The sequence below is a fragment of the Rhizobium sp. Root482 genome, from assembly GCF_001426565.1.
Classification (GTDB): Bacteria; Pseudomonadota; Alphaproteobacteria; order Rhizobiales; family Rhizobiaceae; genus Pararhizobium.
Map to the genome: position 1 here is coordinate 686,695 of NZ_LMFA01000012.1, position 23,836 is coordinate 710,530.

A 23,836-nucleotide genomic window follows, 5' to 3' on the forward strand; every position below is an offset into this window, starting at 1 on the left:
CAAACCGGCCGCTACCCCCAGAAGAACAGCAGATCATCATGACAGACACAGTTCACATTTTGCTCGTTGACGATGATCCGGCCGAATATCTGATCATGGGCGGCATCATGAAAAAGGTGACGAGCGCCGAAATCCATCTGCATTTCTGCGAGACGATCGAGGCTGCACTGGCTTTCATCCAGTCGGGAAAGCCCGCATCCGTGATTCTGATGGACAATCGCCTGCAACCGCAATGCGATTTTCGCGAGACCGTGCCGGCCCTCCGCCAGCAGGGCTTCATCGGCCCGATCGGCGTGATCTCGTCATCGCTCGCCGATCCCTATTTCCAGAAATTCGAGGATTACGGCGCCGATTTTCGCATCGACAAGGCGGAACTCGATCCGACCGCGATCGAATTCATCCTGCGCGAATATGTGACGAAAACATAGCGGCGGAGACCCCGCCTGCGGGCCGATCAGGCGGCGGTCATCGGGCGCGGGCGTTCCTCGAGGCCGAGCAGGAAGTTGATCTGCGGCCGCGCCTTGACGAGGTCGTCGATCGAATATTGCTGCAACACTTCGAAGAAGGCATTGAGCGCCTTGCGCAGCGCCGCGTTCAGACCGCAGCTATCGACCAGCGGGCAATCGATTTCGCCGGCCTCGAAACATTCCGCCATGGCGAAGCTGTCCTCGGTCACCTTGACGATATCGAAGAGGCTGATGTCGGTCGCGGGCTTCGGCAGGCGCACGCCACCGTTGCGGCCCCTCACCGTCTCGACGAGACCGGCCTTGTTAAGCGGCTGCAGAATCTTGAACAGGAAAAGCTCCGACACGCCGTAGGCCTTGGCGATCTCCGGAATGCGGCTGAGCCGGCCGTCATTGGCGGCACAGTACATCAGCATGCGGACCGCGTAGTTCGTTTGCTTCGTCAGGCGCATTTTCTACTCCAGGATTCGACATTCGGCGTATAGCGGTCGTTTGGACCGTCAGCCCATGGCGGCGTTCGAAAGGGCGGGGAGCGCGGCGACAGCCGCAATCGGCGCCTTTCCTTCATATAGGACGAATGCTAGTTTGGAACAATTCCAAAAAGCAGAAATATCCCTTGGGACGATCATTGGACCGCTTCGCCCCGGCTGTCCATCCCTTGGATCCTGAAACACCGGGCTTTCCTTAAGCGTCGGATAGAGATCGCCCGTCAGTTCGCGGTGTCGTCTTCGCGCAGTTGCGCCGCATAAGCTGCAATCGCCTTGCGACGTTCGGGCGTGCCGGGATGAGTCGACAGGATGGTGGTGCCGGAGGTATCGCCGAGCTTCGTCTCGACGATCTCGAAGAAGCGGGCGATGGCCAGGGGATCGTATCCGGCCTTGTCCATCAGTTCGACCGAATAGCGATCAGCAGCGGCTTCCGCGGTTCTCGAATAGGACAGCGCCACAAGGCCGCCGCCCTGGACCAGAAGGTCCTCCACCCCGTCACCGACATCACCGGCAATCAGCATGATCAGGCCCGCCATGCCGGCAGCCCGGTAGACCTGCCGCAGGCTGTGTTCCAGTTCCACATGGCCGATCTCGTGCGCCAGGATGGCCACCAGCATTTCGGTATCGCCATCGGCAAGGTCGACGAGTTCGTCGGTGACGATCAACGTTCCATCCGGCAGCGCGAAGGCATTGGGGCCGATCAGCCCGCCCTTGCGGAAATTCAATGTATAGCCGGCGGCACCTCGGTCCGACTGCGCCGCGATGCGGGCGAAGCCCTCGGCGATCACGGCGGTCCTGCTCTCATCCAGATCCGTTTTGGAAAGCACGGAGCGATCGAGCGTTTCCATCGTACCCGCGGACATCAGCTTCGGCACCACGGGCGGCGTGACGGCGACAGCGATCTCGACCAGCACCGGCAAGGCGAAACGATAGACCAGCCCCGACAGCAGGAAGACGGCGGCCGCGAAGATCAGGAGCCGCGGGTGAAACCGCTCCAGGTCATGCACGAAACCGGCGCGCTTGCGTCCCTGCGCGCGCAACAAGCGATCGATCGCGTCATTGTCCGTGGTTTCGAACAGCGCGCCGTCGGCAAACTGGATCCGACGCGGAATGGAGCCGACGCGCGGCGCGATATCGAGCGTCGCAAAAGCTCCTTCAGCCAGAACGTCGCCGCCCTCCCCCGCAACCGCGACGATCCGGTCCTGCCGCTCGACCAGATGTGCCGGCATGGAGCGGCTGGTCGAGGGTGGGTGCCAGTCGCCACGGCAGATCGGCCTGTCGTCAGAAGCCAAAGTCGAAACCCTCGAAATCCATGAATTCCGCGCCGACGGCGGAGCCTTCCTGTGCGACCGAGGCGAAGATTTCACCGACATCGCCATCGAAACGGACAGCAGTATGGACGTTGACATAGCGCGCCATGCGAACCGCCGCCCAGGGCCGCATCAGGCCCAGCGTGACGATGGTAACGAGGACATTCGAAACGGCCACCCAGACATAGCCCATGCGCGGCAGATCGCTGCGCAGCGCGTGCCTGCCGTCAAAGGCGGTCGCCGACCAGGCGATATTGCGCACGCCGGCACGGTAGAACAGAGCGGCGATGCCGAAGGAGAGGAAGACCGCGATATAGCCCACCACGCCGAGAAGGAACAGGGAGGCCTGCAGTTCCGGCGCAACGGTGGCCGTGCCGTCGGCCAGCGCCATCAGCAACGACAGATTGGCAATTACGACCGCGCCGATGACGAGAAGGCCGAGAATGACGATCAAGGCGGAGAACAGCCAGGTCTTGTAGATATAGCCAAGCCGCGGATCGGTTGCAAAAGGCCGGCCGCCATAGCGCAGATTGTTGCCGATATAGCGATACATCCAGCGGCTGGCGAGCGGCATCAGGATGCCGAGCGACAGGACGGCGATGACCGGACCGGCCATGAAAGCGACAAAGGCGCCACCCATCTTGCCAACGAAGTCGAAGCGGATATTCCGATAGCTGGTCACGCGCGCGCTGAACCGCAGGCCGCGCATGATCAGCCAGGGGAAGAAGAACAAGATGACGACGGCAAGGACGATGCCGGCAATCGGAAAGACGGCCAGCAGGACATTGTAGACGACGAGATAGCCGAAGACGATCAGCCGGCCGATGAAGATCTGCTTACCCTTGGCGTGATAGTCGAAGGCGCGACCGAGCAGCACCGTATTGCCGTAGAAATAACGGTTGCGCCGCACCTTGGCCCAGGCGGAATAAATGCCGAGCGTGATGATCGTCAGAAGAATATTGACGATCCAGATGCCGAAATATTCCCCCGCCCTTCCCGTAAAGGACAGCCTGTGAAATTCCTTCGATGCCGACTGCGGTGCCGTTTCGACCGTGCTCATGATAGCCCCTCATTTGTCATGGATCGCGTTCTGGACCCGGCTGGCCATCCCCCGATATTCGGCCGGTCGGAAAACTCTTAAACGCCTGGTAACGCAGGTTCAATCGAAGGACCGGTGCCGCCAACAAAAAAGGGCCTCCGAGAGGAGACCCAATTTGGGGAGGAAGGGAGATTACTTCATTGTCGGGATCGAGAACTCGGCGCCGTCCTTGATGCCGGACGGCCAGCGCGAGGTAACGGTCTTGGTGCGCGTCCAGAAGCGGATCGAATCCGTGCCGTGCTGGTTGAGATCGCCGAAGGACGAGGATTTCCAGCCGCCGAAGGAATGATAGGCAAGCGGAACCGGGATCGGCACATTGACGCCGACCATGCCGATATTGATGCGGCTGGCGAAATCGCGGGCGGCATCGCCGTCGCGCGTATAGATCGCGACGCCATTGCCATATTCATGCTTCATCGGCAGGTCGAGGGCTTCTTCGTAGTTCTTGGCGCGGACCACCGAGAGGACCGGACCGAAGATTTCCGTCTTGTAGATTTCCATGTCCGGCGTGACATTGTCGAACAGGCAGCCGCCGACGAAATGGCCCTTCTCATAGCCCTGCAGCTTGAAATTGCGGCCATCGACCACGAGCTTGGCGCCTTCCTCGACGCCCTTGTCGATCAGGCCGAGAACGCGCGCCTTGGCTTCCTTGGTGATAAGCGGGCCCATATCGGCCTTTTCGTCCGTATAGGGGCCGACGCGCAGGCTTTCCACCATCGGGGTCAGCTTCGCGATCAGCCGGTCGGCTGTTTCCTGGCCCACCGGGACGGCAACGGAAATCGCCATGCAGCGTTCGCCGGCCGAGCCGTAGCCGGCGCCGATCAGGGCATTGGCCGCCTGGTCGAGATCGGCATCAGGCATAATGATCATGTGGTTCTTGGCGCCGCCGAAGCACTGCGCCCGCTTGCCGTTCGATGCCGCCGTGCCATAGACGTAGCGGGCGATCGGGGTCGAGCCGACAAAGGAAACGGCGGCGATATCGGGATGGGTCAGGATCGCATCGACCGCGCCCTTGTCGCCATTGACGACATTGAGGATGCCGGCCGGAAGCCCTGCCTCGATCATCAGTTCGGCAAGGCGCATCGGCACGGACGGATCGCGCTCGGACGGCTTGAGGATGAAGGCGTTGCCGCAGGCGATGGCCGGCGCGAACATCCACATGGGGATCATTGCCGGGAAATTGAACGGGGTGATGCCGGCACCGACGCCGACGGCCTGGCGGATCGAATACATGTCGATACCGGGCCCTGCGCCTTCGGTGAATTCGCTCTTGGCCAGGTGCGGAATGCCGACGGCGAATTCGCAGACTTCAAGCCCGCGCACGACGTCGCCCTTCGCATCCTCGATGGTCTTGCCATGCTCGCGCGACAGGATTTCCGCCAGTTCATCCATATTGTCGTTCAGAAGCTGGATGAACTTCATGAAGACGCGGGCGCGACGCTGCGGGTTGACGGCCGCCCATTTCGGCTGCGCCGCCTTGGCGCTTTCGACCGCGCTTGCCAGTTCGGCGTCGCTTGCCAGCGCCACCTTTGCCTGGACCTCGCCCGTGGCCGGATTATAGATATCGGCGGTGCGGCCGCTGGTGCCGGCAACGCGCTTGCCGTCGATGAAATGACCGATCTCGTCCATGATGATCCTCCTGATCTTGATTATGTCGGGAGTGTCGCACTACAATATGCACAAATCAACGCGTGATAACTAGGAACCGTTGTGCACAAATTGACGTCCTCACCGAGTGTGAGGAGAATTTACCCCCCTCTGTCACCTACGGTGACATCTCCCCCTCAAGGGGGAAGATTATTCTTTTCCCATACCTGCATAGGAAATAGAAGCATGTCGCGTGCGCTCTCCCCCCTTGAGAGGGAGATGCCCGGCAGGGCAGAGGGGGGTAAGCGACCGCAAACTCCATCGCCGACGGTTCATGTCCATGAACTGGGATGATGTGCGGATGTTCCTGGCGGTCGCCCGCGCCGGACAGATTCTGGCAGCCTCGAAACGGCTGGGGCTTAACCATGCGACCCTTAGCCGGCGGGTGACGGCGCTTGAGGAAGCGCTGAAGACCCGCCTGCTGATCCGGCGAACCAATGGCTGCGACCTGACGGCGGAAGGCGAGATCTTCCTCAATGCCGCCGAGCGGATGGAAACGGAAATGCTGGCGGCGCAGGCCCAGGTTGGCCGCATCGATACGGTCATCGCCGGCACGGTGCGCGTCGGGGCGCCCGACGGTTTCGGCGTTTCGTTCCTTGCGCCGCGCCTCGGCAGGCTGACGGCACGCTTTCCCGAATTGCGCATCCAGCTCGTCCCGGTGCCGCGTTCCTTTTCGCTGTCGCAGCGAGAGGCCGATATCGCCATAACGCTGGAGCGTCCGGAACAGGGCAGGCTGATCTCGGCGAAACTCACCGATTACACGCTGGGCCTCTATGCTTCACAGGCTTATCTGGAGTCCTACGGCGTGCCGGAAACGGTCGATGACCTGAAGGCTCACCGCCGCATCGGCTATGTCGAGGATCTGATCTTCACCGCCTCGCTCAATTTCACCGGCGAGATCATGCGCAGCTGGGACGCATCCTTCGAGATATCAAGCGCGACGGGGCAGACCGAGGCGGTGCGCTCCAGCGCAGGGATCGGCATCCTCCACAATTACATCGCCCGGCAATATGACGAGCTTGTCCGCATCCTGCCGGACACGACCATTACGCGCGGCTATTGGACGACCTATCACGAAAGCGCCCGCGATCTGGTGCGCGTCCGCACCGTCGTCGACTTCCTTCAGGAACTGGTGACGGAGGAACACGGTATTTTCCTGTGAAATTTATTGCGCCCAGGCGGGCTTTGCCGGCCATCGGATACAAACGACCGCGCTCATGGACAAGGTCGTTTTCCAGGCCGCCGCATCCCGAAGACCGGGATATGGGAACAGGGCAGCGCCCTGCCGCGTTGACAGGGAAAGAAGGAGAGACAGGATGACGCTTCCCGTAGATCCCGTTCCCGGCCCCGGTATTCCGCCGGTTCCACCGTTTGAAAAACCGATCCCGATCGACGAGCCCGCCCCCGATCGCCTGCCGGATGAAGAACCCTTGCCGAACCCGGATGAAAATCCCGACCCACCGCAACAGGTCGGTCCATTCGACGCCATGCGCGACCTGACGTGATATCAGAGCATACAGCAGGCCCGCTTTTCGATAATGAAAATTGTGGAAGAAATGGTACGGTTGGGGGGTCTCGAACCTCCGACCTCAGGTGCCACAAAACTAAGGTTTAACCTAGCTTCGTCAACGCATTAACCACATACCACGTCAACCAATCATGTTTATGTTGTTTTGTTTGATTAATTTCCCCAGACAGCCTTTTTAGGCTCTATCAATCTCACTCAGTCACCTTCCAATTCGCGCGACATTTCGATATCAGAAAACGGTATAGACGCGGTATAGATATCGGCAGGCCAGAATTGACTTCAAAGATCACCTACAACAACATCCGAGTGAAGATCGCAAAGTCTCACATCACAGAGGCAGCCAAGAAGGCCGAGGTGGGGATGCCCACCCGCGTTGTCGATATCTACGCCGATGACGCAACCGCCGGACTCCAGCTCCGCGTTCAGGGTCAAAGAGCCTTTTGGGTTCTCAAATACAGAAACTCAACTAAGACTCTTGGCTATGTATATGCTGAGCAAGAACCTCACCAGATGATTCCTTCCGTATCGGAAGCGAGGTCGCTGGCTGCTGAGGGCAAAAAGGTAATCGACGACGACCCGAAGAAATTCGATTCCTTTCTCTCCACTTACTATGCCATCCAAGAGCGCGACCCTGAACAGGCTCGAAAAGAAGCTCGTGGTCAGATCACCACATGGACGCTACGGCAGTGCATCGAGCACGTGATCGAGGCAAGGACGGCAACAGGCGAAAAGAAGCCGCTGAAAAACCCTTACGAGTATCAGCTCACCCTCAGGCGGCCCGAACTTCAAAATCTGCTTGATCAGCCAGCTGCGGCGCTAGACCGTGGTGATTTTGACGACGCACGTGATACCCTAAAAAAGAACTACGGAAAATCACCGGCCAACAAGGCGCTCTCCAACATCCGGCGGTCGCTCGACTATTGCATGCGCTTCCAATCAAAAGCTTCCGGCCTTTCGCATCAGGACCAGTGGTGGAAGCTAATAGAAAGCGCGGGCGTAGTTGAGAAACGCACACGCCTCCCGAAGATCGACGATATCGTTCAGATGATGATCGTCATGGAAGACTTTCTGGATAAACCTCTACCCGGCCGAAAATCCAGAGATGGGAAAGCTGGTGTTCGAGCCAACGTCTTTGCCGCAGCATGGTGGCTAGTGCTTACAGGGCAGAGGACGTTCGCTGCTTTACATCTTCATGGTCACGACTTTTTTCCGGACAAAGAGGCAGGCAATGGCTGGTACATCGCCGCTTGGCCAGCATCAGTCATGAAAGCGACAGTGGACTTTTCACTGCCCGTTCCGCCGAGCGTAGTGCAACATATGTTGCCGCTCATTGAAGCCTCCAGAAACGATGTTAATGACGGTAGCGCTTGGGCTTTCCCATCGGGCCGCAAGCCCAAGAAGAGCAGCGCGAAGAAAGATATCACGGTGAATCAATCTGCCGTCCGACTAGCGCTGCAGCGTCTCCGAGGTCGCGATCCGCTTATGAAAGGCAATGCGGAGGCAGTGGATTTCTTTGCGCGGTGCAAAATTCCATGGTGGACGCCGCATGATATCCGGAAATGCCTGACCGCATTCATGGATAAGTCAGGCATGCCTGGCGGAGCTTCGGCGATCCTGGCCCATAAGATCAAAATGCCCGACCTGCCGCATAACGATAAGGATAGAGAAGATTGGCTTGAGCAGCATGTCGAGGACGTTACGGCAGCTTCATACTTCAGCCCAGGTCACATGCACCTGAAGGCGAAAGCAATGTCGCTGTGGACCGACGCGATCCTTGACCGGTACGAAGCACTGTCTCCGCGCGCGCAGGCAAAAATTCAAGAAGAGAAGCGTATCCAACGGGCCAAGTTCATTTTTCAAGACGCGCTGTACGCTCATCGGGCACGCGATGCTGCCCTTATCACTATCCAACCTTTGATCGAAGCCCAAAGGGTAAAGGTCTCGAAGACCGAAAGAATGATCGAGACAATGATGACAGAGACACCTGTCCCGCTGAAAGATATAGCTTTCGCGAAAGATGAGCTGCAAGGCTACCAGGACGACCTGGACCGTCTTGTAACTACGCCTGGAACTGCATTGATCAAACCGAGCGAAGAAGCCCGTAAAGGGAGCATGGTCGATGTCATGCACCATGGATTCTCGACGTATGATTTCCGATCTGAGGCACCTGACTATTGTGAGCTTCGTGATCGATACATCACTGGTCTCATAAACATTGAGACCTTCAAATCGGCGCTGTCGGACAAATACGGCTACGATTTCTCACTGGATACCCAATCTATGTACTTGCCGGGTCGTGAACCGGTTTCAGCAATCGCATCGTGAACGTGCCTGACTGCTGAAACCATTGAAATCGCTTGAGCTATACAGAGGTTACGGAACCGGTATAGCTCAAGACGACGCTGCGTGACGGTAAGTGGACGACTTTCTGCACTGCGGCACATCCACTCACCTCGATGCCCAGACTCGATTGGCCGCAGGCACCACCGGCACTTTCGCATTTTCCTTGCAGCCACGTGGACCGGGCTGGGAACATCCGGAATTACAACGACTGGCTTGACGTTCGTGCGGCTGATCCGACTGGCCACGGCAGATGGTGACCGGCCTAGTGCTTCAGCGATTCGGTCTGGCTTGTGCCCTGCCCTCACCAGTGCCACCAATCTCCTGATTTCTTCTTCGGTCCAACGCTCGCCCATAATACTCTGCCACCAACCTCTTCGATCAGTGTGCGGTGGCAATTCACCGGCCGCAAAAGGAATTTTGTCCTATGTCAAAGTTCATCCCAGACCGGGTCAGAGACGACTACGCAGCCGATATCCAGGCCATCCGCGACCAGCATGGTGATGACGTGATCGTTGACTGGGTCGAGCGATATCACGCGTCTGATGATGTCGACCGTGACGATGTGATGGAAGCTTTGGGCATTGACTACGTCGGCACATTTTATGAGCTTGTGCGAGCTTACAATGTTGATCGGCCGGAGCCTGATCAGGTGGAGGAAGCACGTCAGCTGGAAATGATGAGGCTGCTTTTAGACGGGAAAGAGGTGCCGGAAAACCTGCGGAAACCGGCATCGTGGACGAAGCAGTTGAACTGATCGGCCCTTAAGTTCAGAACTCAGACATTGTGCCGAGCGGCCACGCGATCTCGGATTTCAGCGATCTGCTGATCGATATCGGCCAAGTCGATGAGGTGGCCCTCTCGAATGATCGAGCCCGCACGAAAACCGAGCGACTGCGACATCTGTTCCATGATCGTGCCGATCAGGTCGTCTTCGTAAGGGCTGCCGTCGTTGTCCCAGGCAACGCTATATCCCGCGCCATCATCTTCGTCGCGATAGTCGACGCACATTTCGAGCGCGAAATTAGTTTCGTCACCAACGGCTTGAATGTGACCAAGGTAAGCTTTTAAGACCTCGAACTGCTTCTCGTCGAGCACGATCCGGCAACCCGGCGCAAGCAGGTAACCGAACAGAAACTGTGCTGTCATTGTGTAGTCGACGGTGCGGCCATTGATCTTGTTGTCGTTAGCGATCACGACTGCTCTCCACTCATTATCAGCTCAATCTCAGCGATGATCGCGTCGCGCTTGACTTCGTCAACCGTCGACATTGAGCGCGGATGTTCGACAGCGATCTCGTATCCGCGCTGACGTTTCCGAAGTTTGATTTCGTGGTGCCTGCCAATCGCCCGGTCGACCGCGATCAGCTTCCGGCGGAGATCGGCTAGCTCCTCGTCGGTGCCATCAAGCACAAGATCGGGATCGAGGTATGGCGTGAAATCAATCTGCATCTGCTTGGCCATGTCCATGCTCGTCCCTTCATCGAGGCCGAGTTCACCGTCAGTCCATTTTGGCTGATCGTGCTCATCGGTCCGATCAGGATCGAGGATGATATCGTCGTCGGGACGAAGCTCGCCGACGATATGCTTATGTCGGTCACAGAGAGTAGCTGCATGTGCACCCAGCCTCAGACGCCCAGGCTGACCGCACTCCTGGCAGATGCGCAGACTCTGACGACGTGCTCGTTCACGCAGGCGTGACAACCAGTAAGACTGAAGCGGTGTGGATGTGACGTGAAAGGTATCGGTGAAAAGGCGTAAGGCTCCGAATTTTTCCTTGCCCCAGCGCAGGTGAATAGGCCAGCCATCAGCCTTCCACAACCTCAGTTGATCGCAGAACTCAGATACAATTCCTGTCCACCCTGGGCCAAATTCGAGGCCCCTGGCGGCGGGTCCCTCATCAGGCTTATAGACGTCAGAATACTCGATCCTGAATTCCTCGTGTCTTCGGCGACGGAACTCCTGGCGGAAGACATCAATGTCGCTTTCCGAAAAACGAAGGCTGTCGATCACCTCTGCCAAGCTCTTTTGTTGGTAATCGCCCACGATTGCATGCGGGCGGATGTCGCCGACATCTATGATGTGCCAGATAGCGTGCTCTTTGACGTTGAGCAGCTTTGCGAATTCCAGGAATGAATAGGTTTTCTGCGGCTCCACGGTATAGGACATCCTCATCGCGATGGACATCCGGACGCCAATTCGAGCCTTCTCCATGCCCTCTCGGTCATCCGGCCATGGGAGCTGATCTGCCCATGCAATGATTGCTTCGCGAGTTCGTTGGTGTGGCATTGGATGAAAATCGAGAAAAGCCTGAGCCCAAGCGTCGACATCGTCCTTATGTCTGCGTTGAACTTCGTGGAAGGCGTTGATCCAGGCGACGTCGCGATCTGCGAAGAAGCCTGGGCGGAACTCAGAATACACCTCGTCATCGGGATGAACAGTTGATCGAGCGGCCTCAATCCGTCCACGAGCGGCATCCATTATGGCGATCTTTCGAGCCTTGTCTTCCTCGGTCATTGCGATGCCTTTCGCCCTTGCCATTCCTGGAAATGCCGGTCGCAGCACGTCCAATACCAGCCGCCCAGAACCCGCATCTCACCAGGGTCGCCGCACTGCTCGCACGTATGAGCAGCGCGGCCGATCACCTGCTGCTTGACGATGCCAATCATTTCCGCAGCAGGTGACGGCTCCGGCGGATCGATATCGTCGATCCACTCCATGAAGCCGTCGACATCCGGTCGCTCGAATGGCGCAGGCCTGGTGTAAATGCGCAGCTCTCCCATTTTTTCTTTGACCTGCCTTATGTACCAGCGGCCGACCTCGTCGTGGTGCTTGAGCACCCCTTCGAGTTGCTCGCAAAAATCCGTCAGCAGAGCCCACCAGCCAGGCCCAATCGTGATCAGATACTGCCAGGAATCCTCAGTGTTGGTCGGGTCGAATAGGTCGGAAAAACGTGTGCGGATGTAGTCGACGTACTCATCATGGGTCATCATCGCGACCCTCCTTGTTCACTGCCAAGCTGGCTTGGTCCGACTCCCACTCGGCATGTTTGATGATGTCAGCGATTTCGAACTGAGTTGCGGGATCAGCCTGATCACAGCGCACGTTGATAAAAAGCTGGCCCTCGCTCTCCATTATTTTTGTCACGTAGACCTTTCCAATCAGATCGCGTTCCTCGACGATACTTTTGATGTCGAGCAATGCTTTACGGAGGATCGCTGTGTTCGGGTCGCTGACCTGCAGCCATACGTTGGCATGCTCCTGGAAGAGCATGGACACTTCAGCGCGAAATTTCACGCGCTCGTCGAATGCATGGACTTTCGCCGCCAGTTTTTCACGGGCGCTGGTGGCATCCTCTTCGCACAGAAAGATGGTTACGCGGTCACCAAGCTCGACGGGCTCGGCAGGTTTTCCGCACCACTCACAGGTTTGCCGCGACGAAAAGTGCAGATGACGCTGCAGACCGATGGCAGCCTGAGCTTTTTCGGGCGACAATTGCATCTCCGGATTTACTAAGATGAATGCCTTGAGACCAGAGTTCGTCCGCTCAAAGCGAACTTCTCCGGGCGACATCATATCCTCGCCCAGGTCATGGAAACCGGTGATGAAGGTGATAATGATTTCAGTCCAGCCGTCAGGCATCTGACCAATCGATGCGTCGCACAGATCAGGATACGCATCCCGGATGAGCTTCTGATTCTCGGTTTTCATCGCTGTTTCCTCGTGCTGATCATGCGCTATCTGATTTGCCGTTGATCGAATCACGGACAGTCGTTGGCGTGCTCGGAGGTCCTGAATCGGCATCTCAATGCACCCTCTGTTTGCTGCAAGACGTCGGGCGACGGGCAGTGCAAACCGCCGAGCAGACCGCAGACCTGGCAGATGTGTTGCTGTCGCTCATTGAAAAATTGCAGCGCGATGATCAACGCTATCGCCGATCCGTTAGTCCACCGTTCGAAATCGACAGTCGGCGCAGCGGTCGCGCGAAACAGCCCGCCCTCATCCTCCAGCCGTTCGAAATGTAAGCTGACCCAAGGGTCCACATCGCCGTTATCTGTTGAGATAAGAGTGCACTGGTGGAACAAGCCCGCCAAAAGGTCGACGTGTCCTTCCGGGATTGACTTCAGATTCTCGCTCCACCAATGCAGATACAGCTCGCGAAAACGGTCGCCATTTTCCTTTTTCATGCCACCACCTCCGCATCCCTCATCGACGCTGTCAGCGCCTGAAAAGTAGCAGGCGCATAACCGAGGTCACTGCAATCGACACCACAGTCGCGCGACCGGCCGTATGGCGGAAGGCGGCCATGAGAGTGCCCGTAAAGGTGCCAAGAGCCATGGACAGATGCCGACCACGTGCGCATGGCATAATGGTGTAAGATGACGCGTTCGCGGTCTTGCTTGACCTCAGCATAATGTGTCGGGGGCTGGTCCCATGCCAAAGCGGCGATGCCTTTGCGGACGCCGCCGCTGTGGTCCAAATCATGGTTGCCCAAGATGAGGCGCTTGCGACCCTTCAGTTGCGCAAAAATCTGTGCGGTGCGCTTGTCGTCACCGGCGGCGAAGTCGCCCAAATGCCAAACGATATCTTGATCCTTGACGACTGAATTCCAGGCGTCGATCACGTGACGATCCATTTCATCGGTCGACGAAAACGGTCGTGACTTTAGCATCATCGGATGCTGAAAATGGGTATCGGCTGTAAAATAGTGAGAGACAAACGCCATCTCGGAAGCCCTTTCAAGTCACAATAAATCCTCACCACCTGTGTTCGAACGGATGGACAACGCGGGTGCGTCATAGATTTATGGTGGCGGACTTCATTCGATGCGGCTCCAAGAGCGGGTTGGCGTTGGAGAGAAAATAGTGAAGGTGCCGCAGATTGTAAAGCGGTACCTTTTCATATAGTTAGGCGTTGAGTGCCTCTTCCTCAGCTTCTGCGTCGGCCAGCTCATCGCTGGAGTCACGGTCGTTATTGCTACCACCGCCCAAGAGAAAATATTTGTCCGTGCTCACCTCGTCGTCTGCTGGATCAACGATCTTCCGGTCACGGTCGTTGATCCGGTCGTTCTTGATCATCCAGTCCAATGCCTGCAGGTGCGAGAGGTAGACGCCTATCATATTCGGTATCTGCCGCTCATGATAGGCGAGTGCAAGCTTGAAGTGGTGGGCGCTTCCCAAACGCTGGATGGCGGGCTTTGCGATCAGTTTCAGGGCTTCAGTCAAAGCATTCTTATTGAGCTTTTCGAGTTCGTAGATTGTAGGAAATCGGTCCCTCAAACGATGTATTATCTCTATCTCGACATATCGAGCGTTCTCTTTCGGCGACTTACCGGTGAACGGGTATCCATTCAGAAGTCGACCAAGCTCAGCGCCCTCGGTTTCCAGCTCCGGTCGGTCAAAGTATGGGTGCCAGCACGGTGACCAACCGTCCAAGCTGTAGCCCTGTTTCGAAAAGGGCCCATTTGTCTCCCGCTTCTTTTTCACCTTCGGCCTAGGGTTTTCGTTCGGCATGGAGTTGCGCTTGTGCTGAACACTTTCGATCTCGTCCGACGACAGCAAGAGGTGCTCGATCCCGTCAGCGTCGTGAGGAATCATGACGTCAGGCCAGACGACGTCCTCGGTTTGCTCTGGTCGGACCATGTGTAATTTGAATACCGCCACGCATGTTGCTGGGCCTACCCAGGTTGCCGCTTTGGCAAGGACGTCGTCGATGATCAAGCGAAAGACTTCGCCGGGCCGGACGCCTTTAACTTTGAATACAATGGCTTCTGGGTGACGGATCATGCTGCAACTCCTTCGGCCAGATAAGCCGCGATCTCGCGCTCGAAGCCCATCCATTGCGACGGGGTCGCTGAAACCTTGTGGACCCCTGAGAAGTGAGCGCCCTCGAAGCGGAGTATGCGCTGTTCGCTTCCAGCGAAATCGCAGAACAGGCTGACTACCTCAATGTCGAAATCGTCCTGAGACACGGATGGATCGAGACGGTAGACGTTGGCTACTGACTTGGGCTGTTGGACCGGCTCCTCGATGTCGGCCCATACCTTAGCCATCTCGGCTTCGATTAGTTCAGACTGTTCGCGCAGCTCCCTGGCTGCCAGATAGTCGGCCATGTCGTCTGCATCGGTGCGGCCAGGCTCGGCATTCTTGCGAAAAGTTTTTGCACGTTTTTCGAGCGTACTCGTTTTCCAACCCCGCCCAAGTCTCTGACGACGAGCTGCTTCAGCTTCGGTTTTGATGGCTAAGGGCGCATTGCTGCGATCAGCAAGGTGCTCGACCAGATCAGGATCGTCGCATTCTTCTTCTAAGAAACCCCATGCAGCCCATGCCGCACCTTGCGTATCTACTGCGGCCAGAAGAGCGTCGCCGCGATAGCTGCGAGATTCGTATCCTGAGGTCAAACCTTTGCCGCTGAGAGCCTCCTTAAGAGCCACAAGCCACAGCTTAAAAAGGTCACTGGAGATATGGCCGGTCAGTTTAAATGTTCTCGACGCGCGCTGCCATAGGTCACTGCGGACGGCAAAACGAGGATCGTCTGCACCACCTTGGCGAAACTCTGGCTTCTTAGAATAGTCGATCCCGACGCGGACATGTCTGAAATCAGGTGCACGGAGGCGAAGGGTGTAGCAGATCGAGTTGACGCGACGGCCACGACCCGGCTCCTGCACAATATCCAGCGAGGTTTTGAAACGGCGGACCGATACCAAGTCGTCTAACGACTTTCGAGCGAAATCCACGAGCTTACCAACGTTCAGCTTATCGGCATCATCATGTCCAGGAAACTGGATTACCTCGGCCAACTCCTGAGGAGAGAATCGGATATAGATTTCATTGTCCTCACCAGGCTGCCAACGCTTTCGAGTGCTCTGCAAGGCGAGGTGTTTGTATAGAGCCGGGCTGTGCTTGAGGCTCATATTCCCGTCGCCAAGGGCTGCCAGCTCAAGGTAGGCGTATGACGGCATGGAACGCATCAGGTCTTTGATGGGCGGCGCAAACATCCAGCCGATCATGGTCGTAGAGTTCTTCAACTCTTCCCATGACACGACCATCTGTACGCCCCTATACCGCCGGTCCGGGTAAGCGCTGTCGCCGAAAGACATCCGCGTCATCCGCAGTTTTTCGAGCGATTTAATGATGTCGTCCTTGCGAATGTTGGGACCGGCAAAGCGGGTGAGCGCAGCCAGCTCGATGGCGTATCGATCAGCCTGCATCTCGCGGTCGACCTCGTAAGCATGCGAGATCAGGATTTCATGGACGACGGAATCGAGCACGGACAGGGCCGGACCATCGCAGGAAACACCTGACAGCATTTCAGGTGGTCGTGGGCTTTCTGGCGCGACGGATGAGAATTCAGAGGGTTTATGCTCAGCCAGTCTGACGAGGCTGCCGTGTGGGCTGGGTTTAAATTTCTGCGTCATATTGATGGTCACGGGTGGTGATACATCGAGTGTTTTCTCGGGCGGAGAATAAAGCAAGGACTAAATCCATTTTCATTTTCACTTGGAATTTAGTGTTTAAATCCATTGATCGGCTACGGTTGGATAGTAAGTAATCACGTCAACCAAATGTTGGGATATCTGGGATTTAAACGTTATGTCAACATTTGGAGATTTGGGATATCTGGGATTTAAACAACGTTGACATATACTTGTTTTCGTTGAGGTTTCACGTGAATTTTTATGTCAACAATGCCACAATACAGAGTGAAGGGAACTGTGAGTTATTCAGGTGCTTCACCTTTTTACCGTGGCAGCTGCGCTGCAGATCAGGTTGAAGAACCGTGAGAGGTTTACTCCGGCCATCGCAGTGGAAGCTGAACGAGATAACGGAGAAGGTCTGCCAAGGCCTTTTGGCATTCCGGAGCAATCCCGTCACCCTCGATCCGGTCGGCCAACACCAGGATAGCGTCTGCCGCTGACAGCTGTAAGCCTGAATAGTCACCCGTAGTGATCACATCGCGCAGTGGCGACAACAGCCAATCGCCGGGTACTGCGGTCTTGCTCTCGAAAATGCCGATCATCACATGCCCCACTCATGTCAAATGGAAGCTAATGTCCGCAATGTCAACATCGTCAAAGCTATCGATTTTCCTGGGAAAAGTCCGCTCTAGAGACGGTAAACGCAGGTTAAAATAAATTGAAACCACTTATCTTGCTGGCATTACGATTTATTTCGATTTGTCCGATGAAAAACTCCGCGTTTCTTGCGTCGCCGATGATCACACTGTGACGGTAAACGACACAGTGTTACGGGAGACACAACATGGAACCACAGGAATACGTATCGGCGGGAGCGGCTAGGACCGCGCGTTGGAGAGCGGCAATCAAGCAGCGGTCGATCCCTGAGACGGACGACCTGGACACAGCGATAGCGTCAGCATTCTCGGCTTTCATCGGTCATTACCAGAAGTCCGGGTTGCTGGAGCACCAGCAGGCGGCGAATGGCATGGTGCTGCTGATCGGCAAAGCCCTGCAGGACGCTGGTTACTGTGGTGACGAGGCCCTGCGCCGGGCAGAGAACCGGCTCTATTACTTACAGATGACGAGCCGCTTTCCTAATGCGTCGGCAACCGCCAAAAGACGGTGGGAGCTGGGTCCACTTGATCCGGAATCTGCGCTGACGGAGAACGATTTCGACCCGTTCTACGATGGCGATTACGAAGTCACGGATGAGGACGCCTATGACGACTGATCCGGTTGCCTCCCCCCGTTACTCCATACGTTTGAAACGAAATGATCCGAAATTGAATCTGAATTGTGCAATCGTACAATGTGACGGCCCCGAAGCTTTGGCCCGCGCCCACAGGGCGGTTATGTGGCTAGCCGATCAAGACCAGGACGAAGCGCAGCTCGCCAACGGGTTGGGCTTCAGCAAGTCCGACACCAAAGCTGGACGCAACTTGGCAAATATTTCGACTCTTCAGGTGATCCTGTCTTCAATACTAACGGTGATGGCTGTCAATCTTGCTCGGAAATATCGCCGCCAGCTGCCGCATGAGTACCTGGTCGACCAACAAAAGCAGCAGAACCTGAAAATTCAGTAGGCCATTTCAGCCGACCGTAGGAGTGGCAATCGGCATGAAACTCTTGATCTAGTCTTTCATCGTGCCGCCCGCCGTTTCTCGGCCGCCTCCAGGTCCTCCGTGAGCTTCGCATGCCGATCTCGTAGCTCCTCTATGGGCACTTTCGGCAGCAGGAAAGACGGCTTGTTCTTCCGCATAGCCTCGGCTTCCTCCCGCTGCTTGGTAACCTTTTCGATTGCGGCCTTGAACGTTTCAGCTGGGTCCCACGCACCTCTTTCCAACAGAGGGACGCCATATTTCTCAGCGAGCTGGTCATTGATCAGGCAAGCCTCTAGACCGATCCAAGCATATCGAATTTCACGCTCTTGGAAGGCGTCACCAAAGTAAGGCGGACCCTCGCCATATTCGAAGTTGCTGTTGACCGCACGGTTTGCGACGTCAATCTTATTCGGCAATGATCGGATTTGATATTGCAGCTTCTTCGGGAAGGCAGCCCAGTTCCACGATTCCGGGAATCGGATATCTGGAGTATCGACGGTGGATTCGTATTCGCCAGTTTCACGGTCTTCTTCCAGAGGATCGTCGACAACGTATGAACACTCGGAAATGAGCTTGTCGAGCTGCGACACGAGGGCGAAAGCAAGGACTTCAGCTTCACTCTCCTTTTTCCAGCGAGCGGTTAAATATTCGCGTAGCCAGTTAAGAAAGAACAGAAGGACGCCTGCTACGACGGCAACGATCAGTCCTGGCACGACCGTCAAAAGCCAGTTCTGCGGAGCCGCCGTCGCGGTCCCGATGGTAAAATTGATGAAATTCATACCGTCCCCAACAGCGTTACCGCTGTGAAATTACCCAACCCGATGGCGCGTCACCAAAGATTCTCATCAGTGGATGTCGATTCTATTTGATCTAGGTCTCGTTTGCTCCAACCATTTTCATTGGGGACGGCGAAGACCGTCAGCGATGAAGGATACTACGATGAATTTATCTACTGATTTGGCGAATGAAATTCTGCAAACCGTCGTCGACTACGGCAAAGCCACAGATACTTGGGCGTGGAATGCGGCGATACTTGCAACGACGAAGGATCAACGCCTCGCCGAGCGGAAGTTTAAGCTTAAGCAGAAGGGTCTCGCTGACAGAGAGGCCGCCTTCGAAAAGCTGCAGCAGCTTCTCGCACAGGTGTCAGAATGAGTTCGCGGCCTTTCGTGATCGCCTGACGCGTCAGATCATCGTTTCAAATATCAACGTGACGCTGACGCAAGTTTCCTGTCATGTAGTTTGCCGGAAACCTAAGGTTGGGGCTTCATCAACCTGAGTTTATCAAAATTTCATAGCTGCAACCTAGATTCGGCCTCCACAGGGGGCATGCACTATGCAGACAGTTCAAAGATTTACGTTTCCTACTTTCATGGGCATCTGCTCCATCTTGGCGGCGTTCGCGGATATTCTGCAGAATCCGGCGATCTTCGCTGGAATTCTTATCGCCCTGTTCGGCATAGGTGCCGTCTCGATCATTGTACCGGCTGGGTGGGTGACGTCAAAGCTCGCTGACACGATTGGCTTTGACTCCTCGATCAGCTCCACGCTTAAGCCGTTTGGTCTCTCATGCCTGATGCTTGGCGGCTTGATCTATGTTTTCTCCGCACTGTCCGCTGGAGCCGAGGCCGAAGGTGGAGCCTTAGCGAAGGCATTTCCCGAAATCGAAAAGATTCAGCTCGCCCTCGGTCGTGTTGAGAAAGACCTTGGTGAGCTTAAGGGTCAGACGGTCGCAATCAAGCAGGACACGGGGCAACTGGTTGAAACATCTCTGAAATGGATCAGCGTGGATGCGAGCCCGGGATCATTCGCGCGGACCACGAACGCCGGTGTGCTCCACTATTTTCCGAAAGGGCTTTACGTCAATCTCTCAAATGAGACCGGTCAAACGTTCGAGGATATTTCGGTCGTCGTAACAAGTGGCGCAGCAACCCTGTTCTCCGAACAAATTTCGATGCTGTTGCAAGACGGGTATAAACACTATCTGCACGACGTTCCGGATGTCTTCGAGACGGTGTCAGTGTGCGTGACCGCAAAACGCCGAGGACGACCGGAGTGGTTGACCGAGACGCGAGCCTATAAAGCGGTGCAGAAGCGCCTTGAAGACATGCCATCATATGATGTTGTAGATATGACGGACCTGACGATGTCTTCGGAGAAGCCCAGCTGTTCCTCCTCCACATGATCTTCGAATATGGACGGCGGTGTGTAAGTCACTCTGCGTCCATGCCGATTACGCCGCCAGCTGCCAGAATCTGATCGATATCCGTGGTTCCACGGTGGCGATAGCCGTCGAGGTGCGCCAACCTGTAAGCATTTGCCTTTCCGACATTGCTCTCCCAGGACTCTACGCGCTCAACGTGGATCATTCCGTTCAGGGCTAGCACGTCCAGGCCTTGCCTAATTTGATGTCGCTGCAGGCCGGTATACTCGGTAATGGCGGTGTAGCTCAGGAGCGCCAGATTCAGCTTGCGGTCGCGGCGCGATACGAACAGGAGATAGAGCTTCAGGGCGTAAAGTTCCCCTTGGCTGCGCTTCCCGAAGCGATGAGCGAAAAGTAATTCGCCACGTTGGTAAAGTCCCTTGGCCGGAAGTTTGGCCCAGCCCTCCGAGAGCTTGAAGTCAACAAGCTGGAAGGTGCTCTGTCCGTGCGGTTCACGTATCAATAGTTGGCGCTTTTCAAGAACATCGAGTCCTGCCGCCACGGTAGCACGGCTCATTCCCGTGATGAGAAGGAATTGATCGTAGGTCATCCGAGCGACACCCTCATCGTCTGTGCGATGAGCGATGGCGATCAACGCTATCAGGGCTGCGATTTGGCTACCGCCCTCGCCCTTCTTCCACATGAACTCCTGAAGACGCTTCTGTTCGATCCATTCGGTCGGGAGGCGTACCCACTCATGATGACGATAGGCTTTCACTTGTTGCGCTCCCGCATGATCTCGCGAATGACCCAGAGCATTGCGAGCACGATAACCCCAAGGGCAGTTACACCCGTCAAACGCTCGGGCGGAATGGTGAACAGGAATGTCAGAAATTCCAGGACTGTCATGGCTCAACTCCTATTTTTGGCGACCATGACAAAAAAATAGAAGCCTAGAAGCGTCTATTCTAGAAGCAGTTTCTTAGGAGTTGCACAAGGGTTTTGTTATTTTCCCAGCTTGTACAAAGGCTTAGAAAGTAGCGGAACAGTTTTTAGGAGAACCTGTTCTAGTTCGCGAAACGGGCCATCTTAGAATTCCGTGAACTACTTTGAGCCAGCGCGACCGTGGTCGACAGATAATATCGCAAGTGCCGCCATAGCTAAAGTTTTGATTCTGGAACGACGCCAACACTATTTCTGCGACGGATCGTTCGCCGCGACGATCAGACATGCTCGCTCGTACAACTCGTCAAAAGTAATTACTTCCGGGCGTAGTAGGTTCCTGCGGAAACGCTCGAAGGACGCGAACTTACGCTCGTTCACTCCATGCTCACCATCGAATTCGCTCAGGCGGCCACAAATGACGAAAGAGCGAGGCTCGGTAGTGTAGATCGTTTCCCCGGTTGGTTCGCCACTGGTGTCGGTCACACGGACTGTCGCACACCAACGCTCGACGGCGGCAGCCACGGTACCCTGCACTTGGGAGAGCGCGCACGTATGCGCCTTCGAGGGAGCACAGATGCCCGAACGGCTTCTGCGAATATACGCGTTGCTTCGTACTTAATTTCCGTTGTCGTTTCGTATATACGGACGGCCTGCGGCGATCAGTTTCGTTTACTACGTTAATTCATACGACATTGCGTCGTTGACAATGCGGTGCATTGCGCACATATCTAATTGGCCTTGTGTCGTTTTATGCAGAGCGGTTTAACCTAGCTTTAGGTATCGCTCAGCCTTTAGCGTTTGTATCGGTGGATTTTGAGCAGCGGCGTAAAGTCGTGATCTGGTCATATCGCAGCGGTGAAACGAATTTCCACATAGGCAACAAATTGGACGGGAGCGTATTCGTACGCTCCCGTTTCGCGTTACGCGATGAAGTCGTTCGGAAACATGTTTATGTAGTCCCTCTTCGATACAGTAGCACCCCCTACGTGACATCCTGGAAATTCACCGGACATTTTTCCCGAAGCTAGCGACACGTTGTAGTGTTTATCTACCTCGTACCTTTTACCAAATCGGAAGTTGGCTCCGAATAAGCAGCTATTCCCGTGAGGTGGGTTTTTCGTATCCGGTTTCGCGTGATGTTCCGGACCGTATGCGAAATACCGGTCTTTATCATCCACGAAATACGTCTTGGGAGACGTTGATACCGTCATTGGAGTCTGGCGTTTACGCAGCTGCCCGAAGAAATTGCTCAATGCCAGCGGTAAACCTTTCGCTGGCACCCCTGCAGAAAATATTTCGTCCAATGTATTCAATTCCGCTGCAATGAAATTTCTCAATGGTAGAAGAAGCATTTTTCTTCGTCCCTCCTTGTCGAACTCTTCGGCGTAGAAAGAGAAAGATTTGGCGAGCAGCGGTAGCGTTCTGTTGAAATAATTATGAATACTCATGCCGCCGAGATTACGGTCGAGCTTCGAAACGAAGAAAATACGGCCCAGCTCGGCGATAATTTGGTAATCCCCCCGCAAATTAACGGGCTTCAAAAGTAGAATTTTCTCGGGCTTTATGAACGAGGAGATTTTGATGAAGACGAGCAGATTTAGCGAACCCCGGTAATCCCCCCGCAAATTAACGGGCTTCAAAAGTAGAATTTTCTCGGGCTTTATGAACGAGGAGATTTTGATGAAGACGAGCAGATTTAGCGAACCCCAAATCCTTGCCATCCTTCGCCAGGCGGAAGGGGGCGTCCCAGTCCCCGAGCTTTGCCGGGAACATGGAATGAGCACGGCATCCTTTTACAAATGGCGATCCAAATACGGCGGCATGGACGCGTCGATGATCAGCCAGCTGAAGGCTCTGGAGGATGAGAACCGTCGGCTGAAGAAGATGTATGCCGAGATGAGCATGCAGGCAGAATTGCTGAAGGAAGCTCTGGGAAAAAAATAACACGGCCGTCTCAACGCCGAGAGATGGCCGGGAAAGCCGTGGCATCGCGCGGGGTGAGCATTGCGCTTGCCTGCCGCACCTTCGCGGTCAGCGAGACCTGCTATCGTTACAGCGCCAAGCTGAACGACGAGAACGAGCAGATCGCCGATCTTCTGATCGGACTGACGCGGGCAAAGAAGACCTGGGGCTTCGGCCTGTGTTTTCTTTATCTGCGGAATGTCCGGGGACATCGCTGGAACCATAAGCGCGTATACCGCATCTACCGCGAGCTGGAGTTGAACCTCAGGATCAAGCCACGCAGGCGTTTGAAGCGGGACAAGCCCGATGCCTTGACTGTGCCTGAGGCTCCGAACCTGGTTTGGTCCATGGACTTCATGGCAGATCGTTTGGAAGACGGCAGGCAATTCCGACTGCTGAATGTTCTGGACGACTTCAACCGCGAAGGGTTGGGCATCGAGGTGGATTTTTCGCTGCCTGCTGAACGCGTCATCCGCAGTCTGAACCAGATCATCGAATGGCGCGGCAAACCGTTCGCCATTCGTGTGGACAATGGGCCCGAGTACGTCAGTGGCAAACTGATGGAATGGGCCGAAACGCAAGGAATTGCCTTGAGCCACATCCAGCCCGGAAAGCCGCAACAAAATGCCTATGTCGAGCGCTACAACCGCACCGTCCGACATGAATGGCTAGACCAATACATCATTGAAAGCATCGAGGAGGCGCAGGAATTCGCCACACAGTGGCTATGGACCTACAACAACGAACGGCCCAATATGGGCATCGGCGGCATAACACCCGCACAGAAACTGAAAATGGCCGCGTGAATTCTACTGCGGAGCCCCGTTAAAAACGGGGGGATTACCATTTCA

Annotated in this window: 29 protein-coding genes; 10 read left to right on the forward strand and 19 right to left on the reverse strand. The window is 55.7% G+C overall.

Annotated elements, in window-relative coordinates; genetic code table 11:
* Nucleotides 1–38: 38 nt before the first annotated feature.
* Nucleotides 39–428, forward strand: a complete 390-nt coding sequence (locus ASD31_RS11315) for a response regulator (RefSeq protein ID WP_056332991.1) — start codon at nucleotides 39–41, stop codon at nucleotides 426–428.
* 26 nt (nucleotides 429–454) lie between these two features.
* On the opposite strand, the gene rirA is transcribed toward ASD31_RS11315, so the two are convergent.
* The 4 genes from rirA to ASD31_RS11335 form a co-directional block, all read right to left on the reverse strand.
* Nucleotides 455–916, reverse strand: a complete 462-nt coding sequence (rirA, locus tag ASD31_RS11320; RefSeq protein WP_056332994.1) for an iron-responsive transcriptional regulator RirA — start codon at nucleotides 914–916, stop codon at nucleotides 455–457.
* Nucleotides 917–1,173: 257 nt separating this feature from the next.
* Entirely contained in the window at nucleotides 1,174–2,244 is a 1,071-nt protein-coding gene (locus tag ASD31_RS11325) for a M48 family metallopeptidase (RefSeq protein WP_056332997.1), read from the reverse strand.
* Nucleotides 2,234–3,322, reverse strand: a complete 1,089-nt coding sequence (locus ASD31_RS11330; protein WP_056333000.1) for a YjgN family protein — start codon at nucleotides 3,320–3,322, stop codon at nucleotides 2,234–2,236. The genes ASD31_RS11325 and ASD31_RS11330 overlap by 11 nt, the downstream gene beginning before the upstream one ends.
* 171 nt (nucleotides 3,323–3,493) lie before the next feature.
* Nucleotides 3,494–4,990 carry a CoA-acylating methylmalonate-semialdehyde dehydrogenase gene (locus ASD31_RS11335; protein WP_056333002.1) on the reverse strand — a complete coding sequence of 499 codons (1,497 nt, stop codon included), beginning with the start codon at nucleotides 4,988–4,990 and terminating at the stop codon, nucleotides 3,494–3,496.
* A 298-nt stretch (nucleotides 4,991–5,288) separates the two neighbouring features.
* Here ASD31_RS11335 and ASD31_RS11340 point away from each other — a divergent pair, with 298 nt between their 5' ends.
* The 3 genes from ASD31_RS11340 to ASD31_RS11350 all read left to right on the forward strand — a co-directional run bounded on the left by ASD31_RS11340 (nucleotide 5,289) and on the right by ASD31_RS11350 (nucleotide 8,861).
* A complete protein-coding gene (locus ASD31_RS11340; protein WP_056333263.1) occupies nucleotides 5,289–6,170 on the forward strand; it encodes a LysR family transcriptional regulator in 882 nt (293 codons plus the stop codon).
* A gap of 154 nt (nucleotides 6,171–6,324) precedes the next feature.
* On the forward strand, nucleotides 6,325–6,513 hold the full coding sequence (locus ASD31_RS11345) for a hypothetical protein (protein ID WP_056333005.1): 189 nt from the start codon (nucleotides 6,325–6,327) through the stop codon (nucleotides 6,511–6,513).
* Between the two features lie 296 nt (nucleotides 6,514–6,809).
* Nucleotides 6,810–8,861 carry a hypothetical protein gene (locus ASD31_RS11350; protein WP_056333008.1) on the forward strand — a complete coding sequence of 684 codons (2,052 nt, stop codon included), beginning with the start codon at nucleotides 6,810–6,812 and terminating at the stop codon, nucleotides 8,859–8,861.
* Here the strand turns inward: ASD31_RS11350 and ASD31_RS27110 are convergent.
* Nucleotides 8,789–9,232, reverse strand: a complete 444-nt coding sequence (locus tag ASD31_RS27110) for an SANT/Myb-like DNA-binding domain-containing protein (protein WP_162251150.1) — start codon at nucleotides 9,230–9,232, stop codon at nucleotides 8,789–8,791. The genes ASD31_RS11350 and ASD31_RS27110 overlap by 73 nt on opposite strands.
* A 71-nt stretch (nucleotides 9,233–9,303) precedes the next feature.
* On the opposite strand from ASD31_RS27110, the gene ASD31_RS11355 reads away from it, so the two are divergent.
* The gene (locus ASD31_RS11355; protein WP_056333011.1) at nucleotides 9,304–9,633 is read left to right on the forward strand and encodes a hypothetical protein; all 330 of its coding nucleotides are present in this window, start codon (nucleotides 9,304–9,306) and stop codon (nucleotides 9,631–9,633) included.
* Between the two features lie 20 nt (nucleotides 9,634–9,653).
* On the opposite strand, the gene ASD31_RS11360 is transcribed toward ASD31_RS11355, so the two are convergent.
* From ASD31_RS11360 to ASD31_RS11400, 9 genes are all read right to left on the reverse strand, one after another.
* Nucleotides 9,654–10,073 (reverse strand): hypothetical protein, encoded by a 420-nt coding sequence (locus ASD31_RS11360; RefSeq protein ID WP_056333015.1) that lies wholly within the window; start codon nucleotides 10,071–10,073, stop codon nucleotides 9,654–9,656.
* Nucleotides 10,070–11,392 (reverse strand): hypothetical protein, encoded by a 1,323-nt coding sequence (locus tag ASD31_RS11365; protein ID WP_056333018.1) that lies wholly within the window; start codon nucleotides 11,390–11,392, stop codon nucleotides 10,070–10,072. Before ASD31_RS11365 ends, ASD31_RS11360 begins: the two co-directional genes overlap by 4 nt.
* Nucleotides 11,389–11,868, reverse strand: a complete 480-nt coding sequence (locus ASD31_RS11370) for a hypothetical protein (protein ID WP_056333021.1) — start codon at nucleotides 11,866–11,868, stop codon at nucleotides 11,389–11,391. The genes ASD31_RS11365 and ASD31_RS11370 overlap by 4 nt, the downstream gene beginning before the upstream one ends.
* A complete protein-coding gene (locus tag ASD31_RS11375) occupies nucleotides 11,855–12,586 on the reverse strand; it encodes a hypothetical protein (protein ID WP_056333024.1) in 732 nt (243 codons plus the stop codon). Before ASD31_RS11375 ends, ASD31_RS11370 begins: the two co-directional genes overlap by 14 nt.
* Nucleotides 12,587–12,636: 50 nt before the next feature.
* Entirely contained in the window at nucleotides 12,637–13,062 is a 426-nt protein-coding gene (locus ASD31_RS11380; protein ID WP_056333027.1) for a hypothetical protein, read from the reverse strand.
* On the reverse strand, nucleotides 13,059–13,601 hold the full coding sequence (locus ASD31_RS11385) for a metallophosphoesterase (RefSeq protein WP_056333030.1): 543 nt from the start codon (nucleotides 13,599–13,601) through the stop codon (nucleotides 13,059–13,061). The genes ASD31_RS11380 and ASD31_RS11385 overlap by 4 nt, the downstream gene beginning before the upstream one ends.
* Nucleotides 13,602–13,782: 181 nt before the next feature.
* On the reverse strand, nucleotides 13,783–14,661 hold the full coding sequence (locus ASD31_RS11390; RefSeq protein WP_056333033.1) for a hypothetical protein: 879 nt from the start codon (nucleotides 14,659–14,661) through the stop codon (nucleotides 13,783–13,785).
* On the reverse strand, nucleotides 14,658–16,349 hold the full coding sequence (locus ASD31_RS11395) for a hypothetical protein (protein WP_156392595.1): 1,692 nt from the start codon (nucleotides 16,347–16,349) through the stop codon (nucleotides 14,658–14,660). Before ASD31_RS11395 ends, ASD31_RS11390 begins: the two co-directional genes overlap by 4 nt.
* A 314-nt stretch (nucleotides 16,350–16,663) precedes the next feature.
* Nucleotides 16,664–16,894, reverse strand: a complete 231-nt coding sequence (locus ASD31_RS11400; RefSeq protein ID WP_056333039.1) for a hypothetical protein — start codon at nucleotides 16,892–16,894, stop codon at nucleotides 16,664–16,666.
* Nucleotides 16,895–17,136: 242 nt separating this feature from the next.
* Between ASD31_RS11400 and ASD31_RS11405 the strand changes: the two genes are divergently transcribed.
* A complete protein-coding gene (locus ASD31_RS11405; protein WP_056333042.1) occupies nucleotides 17,137–17,565 on the forward strand; it encodes a hypothetical protein in 429 nt (142 codons plus the stop codon).
* Nucleotides 17,555–17,917 (forward strand): hypothetical protein, encoded by a 363-nt coding sequence (locus tag ASD31_RS11410; RefSeq protein ID WP_056333045.1) that lies wholly within the window; start codon nucleotides 17,555–17,557, stop codon nucleotides 17,915–17,917. The genes ASD31_RS11405 and ASD31_RS11410 overlap by 11 nt, the downstream gene beginning before the upstream one ends.
* Nucleotides 17,918–17,973: 56 nt before the next feature.
* Here ASD31_RS11410 and ASD31_RS11415 read toward each other — a convergent pair whose 3' ends face one another.
* Nucleotides 17,974–18,714: a hypothetical protein gene (locus tag ASD31_RS11415; protein ID WP_056333048.1), complete on the reverse strand. Its 741-nt coding sequence runs from the start codon at nucleotides 18,712–18,714 to the stop codon at nucleotides 17,974–17,976.
* Nucleotides 18,715–18,874: 160 nt separating this feature from the next.
* Here ASD31_RS11415 and ASD31_RS11420 point away from each other — a divergent pair, with 160 nt between their 5' ends.
* Entirely contained in the window at nucleotides 18,875–19,090 is a 216-nt protein-coding gene (locus ASD31_RS11420) for a hypothetical protein (protein ID WP_056333050.1), read from the forward strand.
* A 181-nt stretch (nucleotides 19,091–19,271) separates the two neighbouring features.
* Entirely contained in the window at nucleotides 19,272–20,120 is an 849-nt protein-coding gene (locus ASD31_RS11425; protein ID WP_056333052.1) for a hypothetical protein, read from the forward strand.
* A gap of 28 nt (nucleotides 20,121–20,148) precedes the next feature.
* Here the strand turns inward: ASD31_RS11425 and ASD31_RS11430 are convergent, their stop codons facing one another.
* The 4 genes from ASD31_RS11430 to ASD31_RS11435 form a co-directional block, all read right to left on the reverse strand.
* The gene (locus tag ASD31_RS11430; protein WP_056333055.1) at nucleotides 20,149–20,856 is read right to left on the reverse strand and encodes a hypothetical protein; all 708 of its coding nucleotides are present in this window, start codon (nucleotides 20,854–20,856) and stop codon (nucleotides 20,149–20,151) included.
* Entirely contained in the window at nucleotides 20,853–20,987 is a 135-nt protein-coding gene (locus tag ASD31_RS26920) for a hypothetical protein (RefSeq protein ID WP_256372450.1), read from the reverse strand. The genes ASD31_RS11430 and ASD31_RS26920 overlap by 4 nt, the downstream gene beginning before the upstream one ends.
* Nucleotides 20,988–21,269: 282 nt before the next feature.
* Nucleotides 21,270–21,620, reverse strand: a complete 351-nt coding sequence (locus ASD31_RS25430; RefSeq protein WP_320409395.1) for a Shedu anti-phage system protein SduA domain-containing protein — start codon at nucleotides 21,618–21,620, stop codon at nucleotides 21,270–21,272.
* A 323-nt stretch (nucleotides 21,621–21,943) separates the two neighbouring features.
* Nucleotides 21,944–22,663, reverse strand: a complete 720-nt coding sequence (locus ASD31_RS11435) for a hypothetical protein (protein WP_156392596.1) — start codon at nucleotides 22,661–22,663, stop codon at nucleotides 21,944–21,946.
* Nucleotides 22,664–22,703: 40 nt separating this feature from the next.
* Here ASD31_RS11435 and ASD31_RS11445 point away from each other — a divergent pair.
* Nucleotides 22,704–23,791 (forward strand): IS3 family transposase gene (locus ASD31_RS11445; RefSeq protein ID WP_156392597.1). Its coding sequence is split into 2 segments (ribosomal slippage): nucleotides 22,704–22,965 and nucleotides 22,965–23,791, totalling 1,089 coding nucleotides; the frame shifts between segments, so codons are not numbered across the junction.
* Nucleotides 23,792–23,836 lie beyond the last annotated feature (45 nt).

Coding starts and splice junctions, on each gene's coding strand:
- ASD31_RS11355 (WP_056333011.1), top strand. CDS start 9,304: ATGTCAAAGTTCATCCCAGACCGGGTCAGAGACGACTACGCAGCCGAT.
- ASD31_RS11380 (WP_056333027.1), bottom strand. CDS start 13,062: ATGAAAAAGGAAAATGGCGACCGTTTTCGCGAGCTGTATCTGCATTGG.
- ASD31_RS11405 (WP_056333042.1), top strand. CDS start 17,137: ATGGAACCACAGGAATACGTATCGGCGGGAGCGGCTAGGACCGCGCGT.
- rirA (WP_056332994.1), bottom strand. CDS start 916: ATGCGCCTGACGAAGCAAACGAACTACGCGGTCCGCATGCTGATGTAC.
- ASD31_RS11385 (WP_056333030.1), bottom strand. CDS start 13,601: ATGGCGTTTGTCTCTCACTATTTTACAGCCGATACCCATTTTCAGCAT.
- ASD31_RS11375 (WP_056333024.1), bottom strand. CDS start 12,586: ATGAAAACCGAGAATCAGAAGCTCATCCGGGATGCGTATCCTGATCTG.
- ASD31_RS27110 (WP_162251150.1), bottom strand. CDS start 9,232: ATGGGCGAGCGTTGGACCGAAGAAGAAATCAGGAGATTGGTGGCACTG.
- ASD31_RS11345 (WP_056333005.1), top strand. CDS start 6,325: ATGACGCTTCCCGTAGATCCCGTTCCCGGCCCCGGTATTCCGCCGGTT.
- ASD31_RS11370 (WP_056333021.1), bottom strand. CDS start 11,868: ATGATGACCCATGATGAGTACGTCGACTACATCCGCACACGTTTTTCC.
- ASD31_RS11420 (WP_056333050.1), top strand. CDS start 18,875: ATGAATTTATCTACTGATTTGGCGAATGAAATTCTGCAAACCGTCGTC.
- ASD31_RS11410 (WP_056333045.1), top strand. CDS start 17,555: ATGACGACTGATCCGGTTGCCTCCCCCCGTTACTCCATACGTTTGAAA.
- ASD31_RS26920 (WP_256372450.1), bottom strand. CDS start 20,987: ATGACAGTCCTGGAATTTCTGACATTCCTGTTCACCATTCCGCCCGAG.
- ASD31_RS11315 (WP_056332991.1), top strand. CDS start 39: ATGACAGACACAGTTCACATTTTGCTCGTTGACGATGATCCGGCCGAA.
- ASD31_RS11415 (WP_056333048.1), bottom strand. CDS start 18,714: ATGAATTTCATCAATTTTACCATCGGGACCGCGACGGCGGCTCCGCAG.
- ASD31_RS11425 (WP_056333052.1), top strand. CDS start 19,272: ATGCAGACAGTTCAAAGATTTACGTTTCCTACTTTCATGGGCATCTGC.
- ASD31_RS11340 (WP_056333263.1), top strand. CDS start 5,289: ATGAACTGGGATGATGTGCGGATGTTCCTGGCGGTCGCCCGCGCCGGA.
- ASD31_RS11335 (WP_056333002.1), bottom strand. CDS start 4,990: ATGGACGAGATCGGTCATTTCATCGACGGCAAGCGCGTTGCCGGCACC.
- ASD31_RS11330 (WP_056333000.1), bottom strand. CDS start 3,322: ATGAGCACGGTCGAAACGGCACCGCAGTCGGCATCGAAGGAATTTCAC.
- ASD31_RS11400 (WP_056333039.1), bottom strand. CDS start 16,894: ATGATCGGCATTTTCGAGAGCAAGACCGCAGTACCCGGCGATTGGCTG.
- ASD31_RS11390 (WP_056333033.1), bottom strand. CDS start 14,661: ATGATCCGTCACCCAGAAGCCATTGTATTCAAAGTTAAAGGCGTCCGG.
- ASD31_RS11365 (WP_056333018.1), bottom strand. CDS start 11,392: ATGACCGAGGAAGACAAGGCTCGAAAGATCGCCATAATGGATGCCGCT.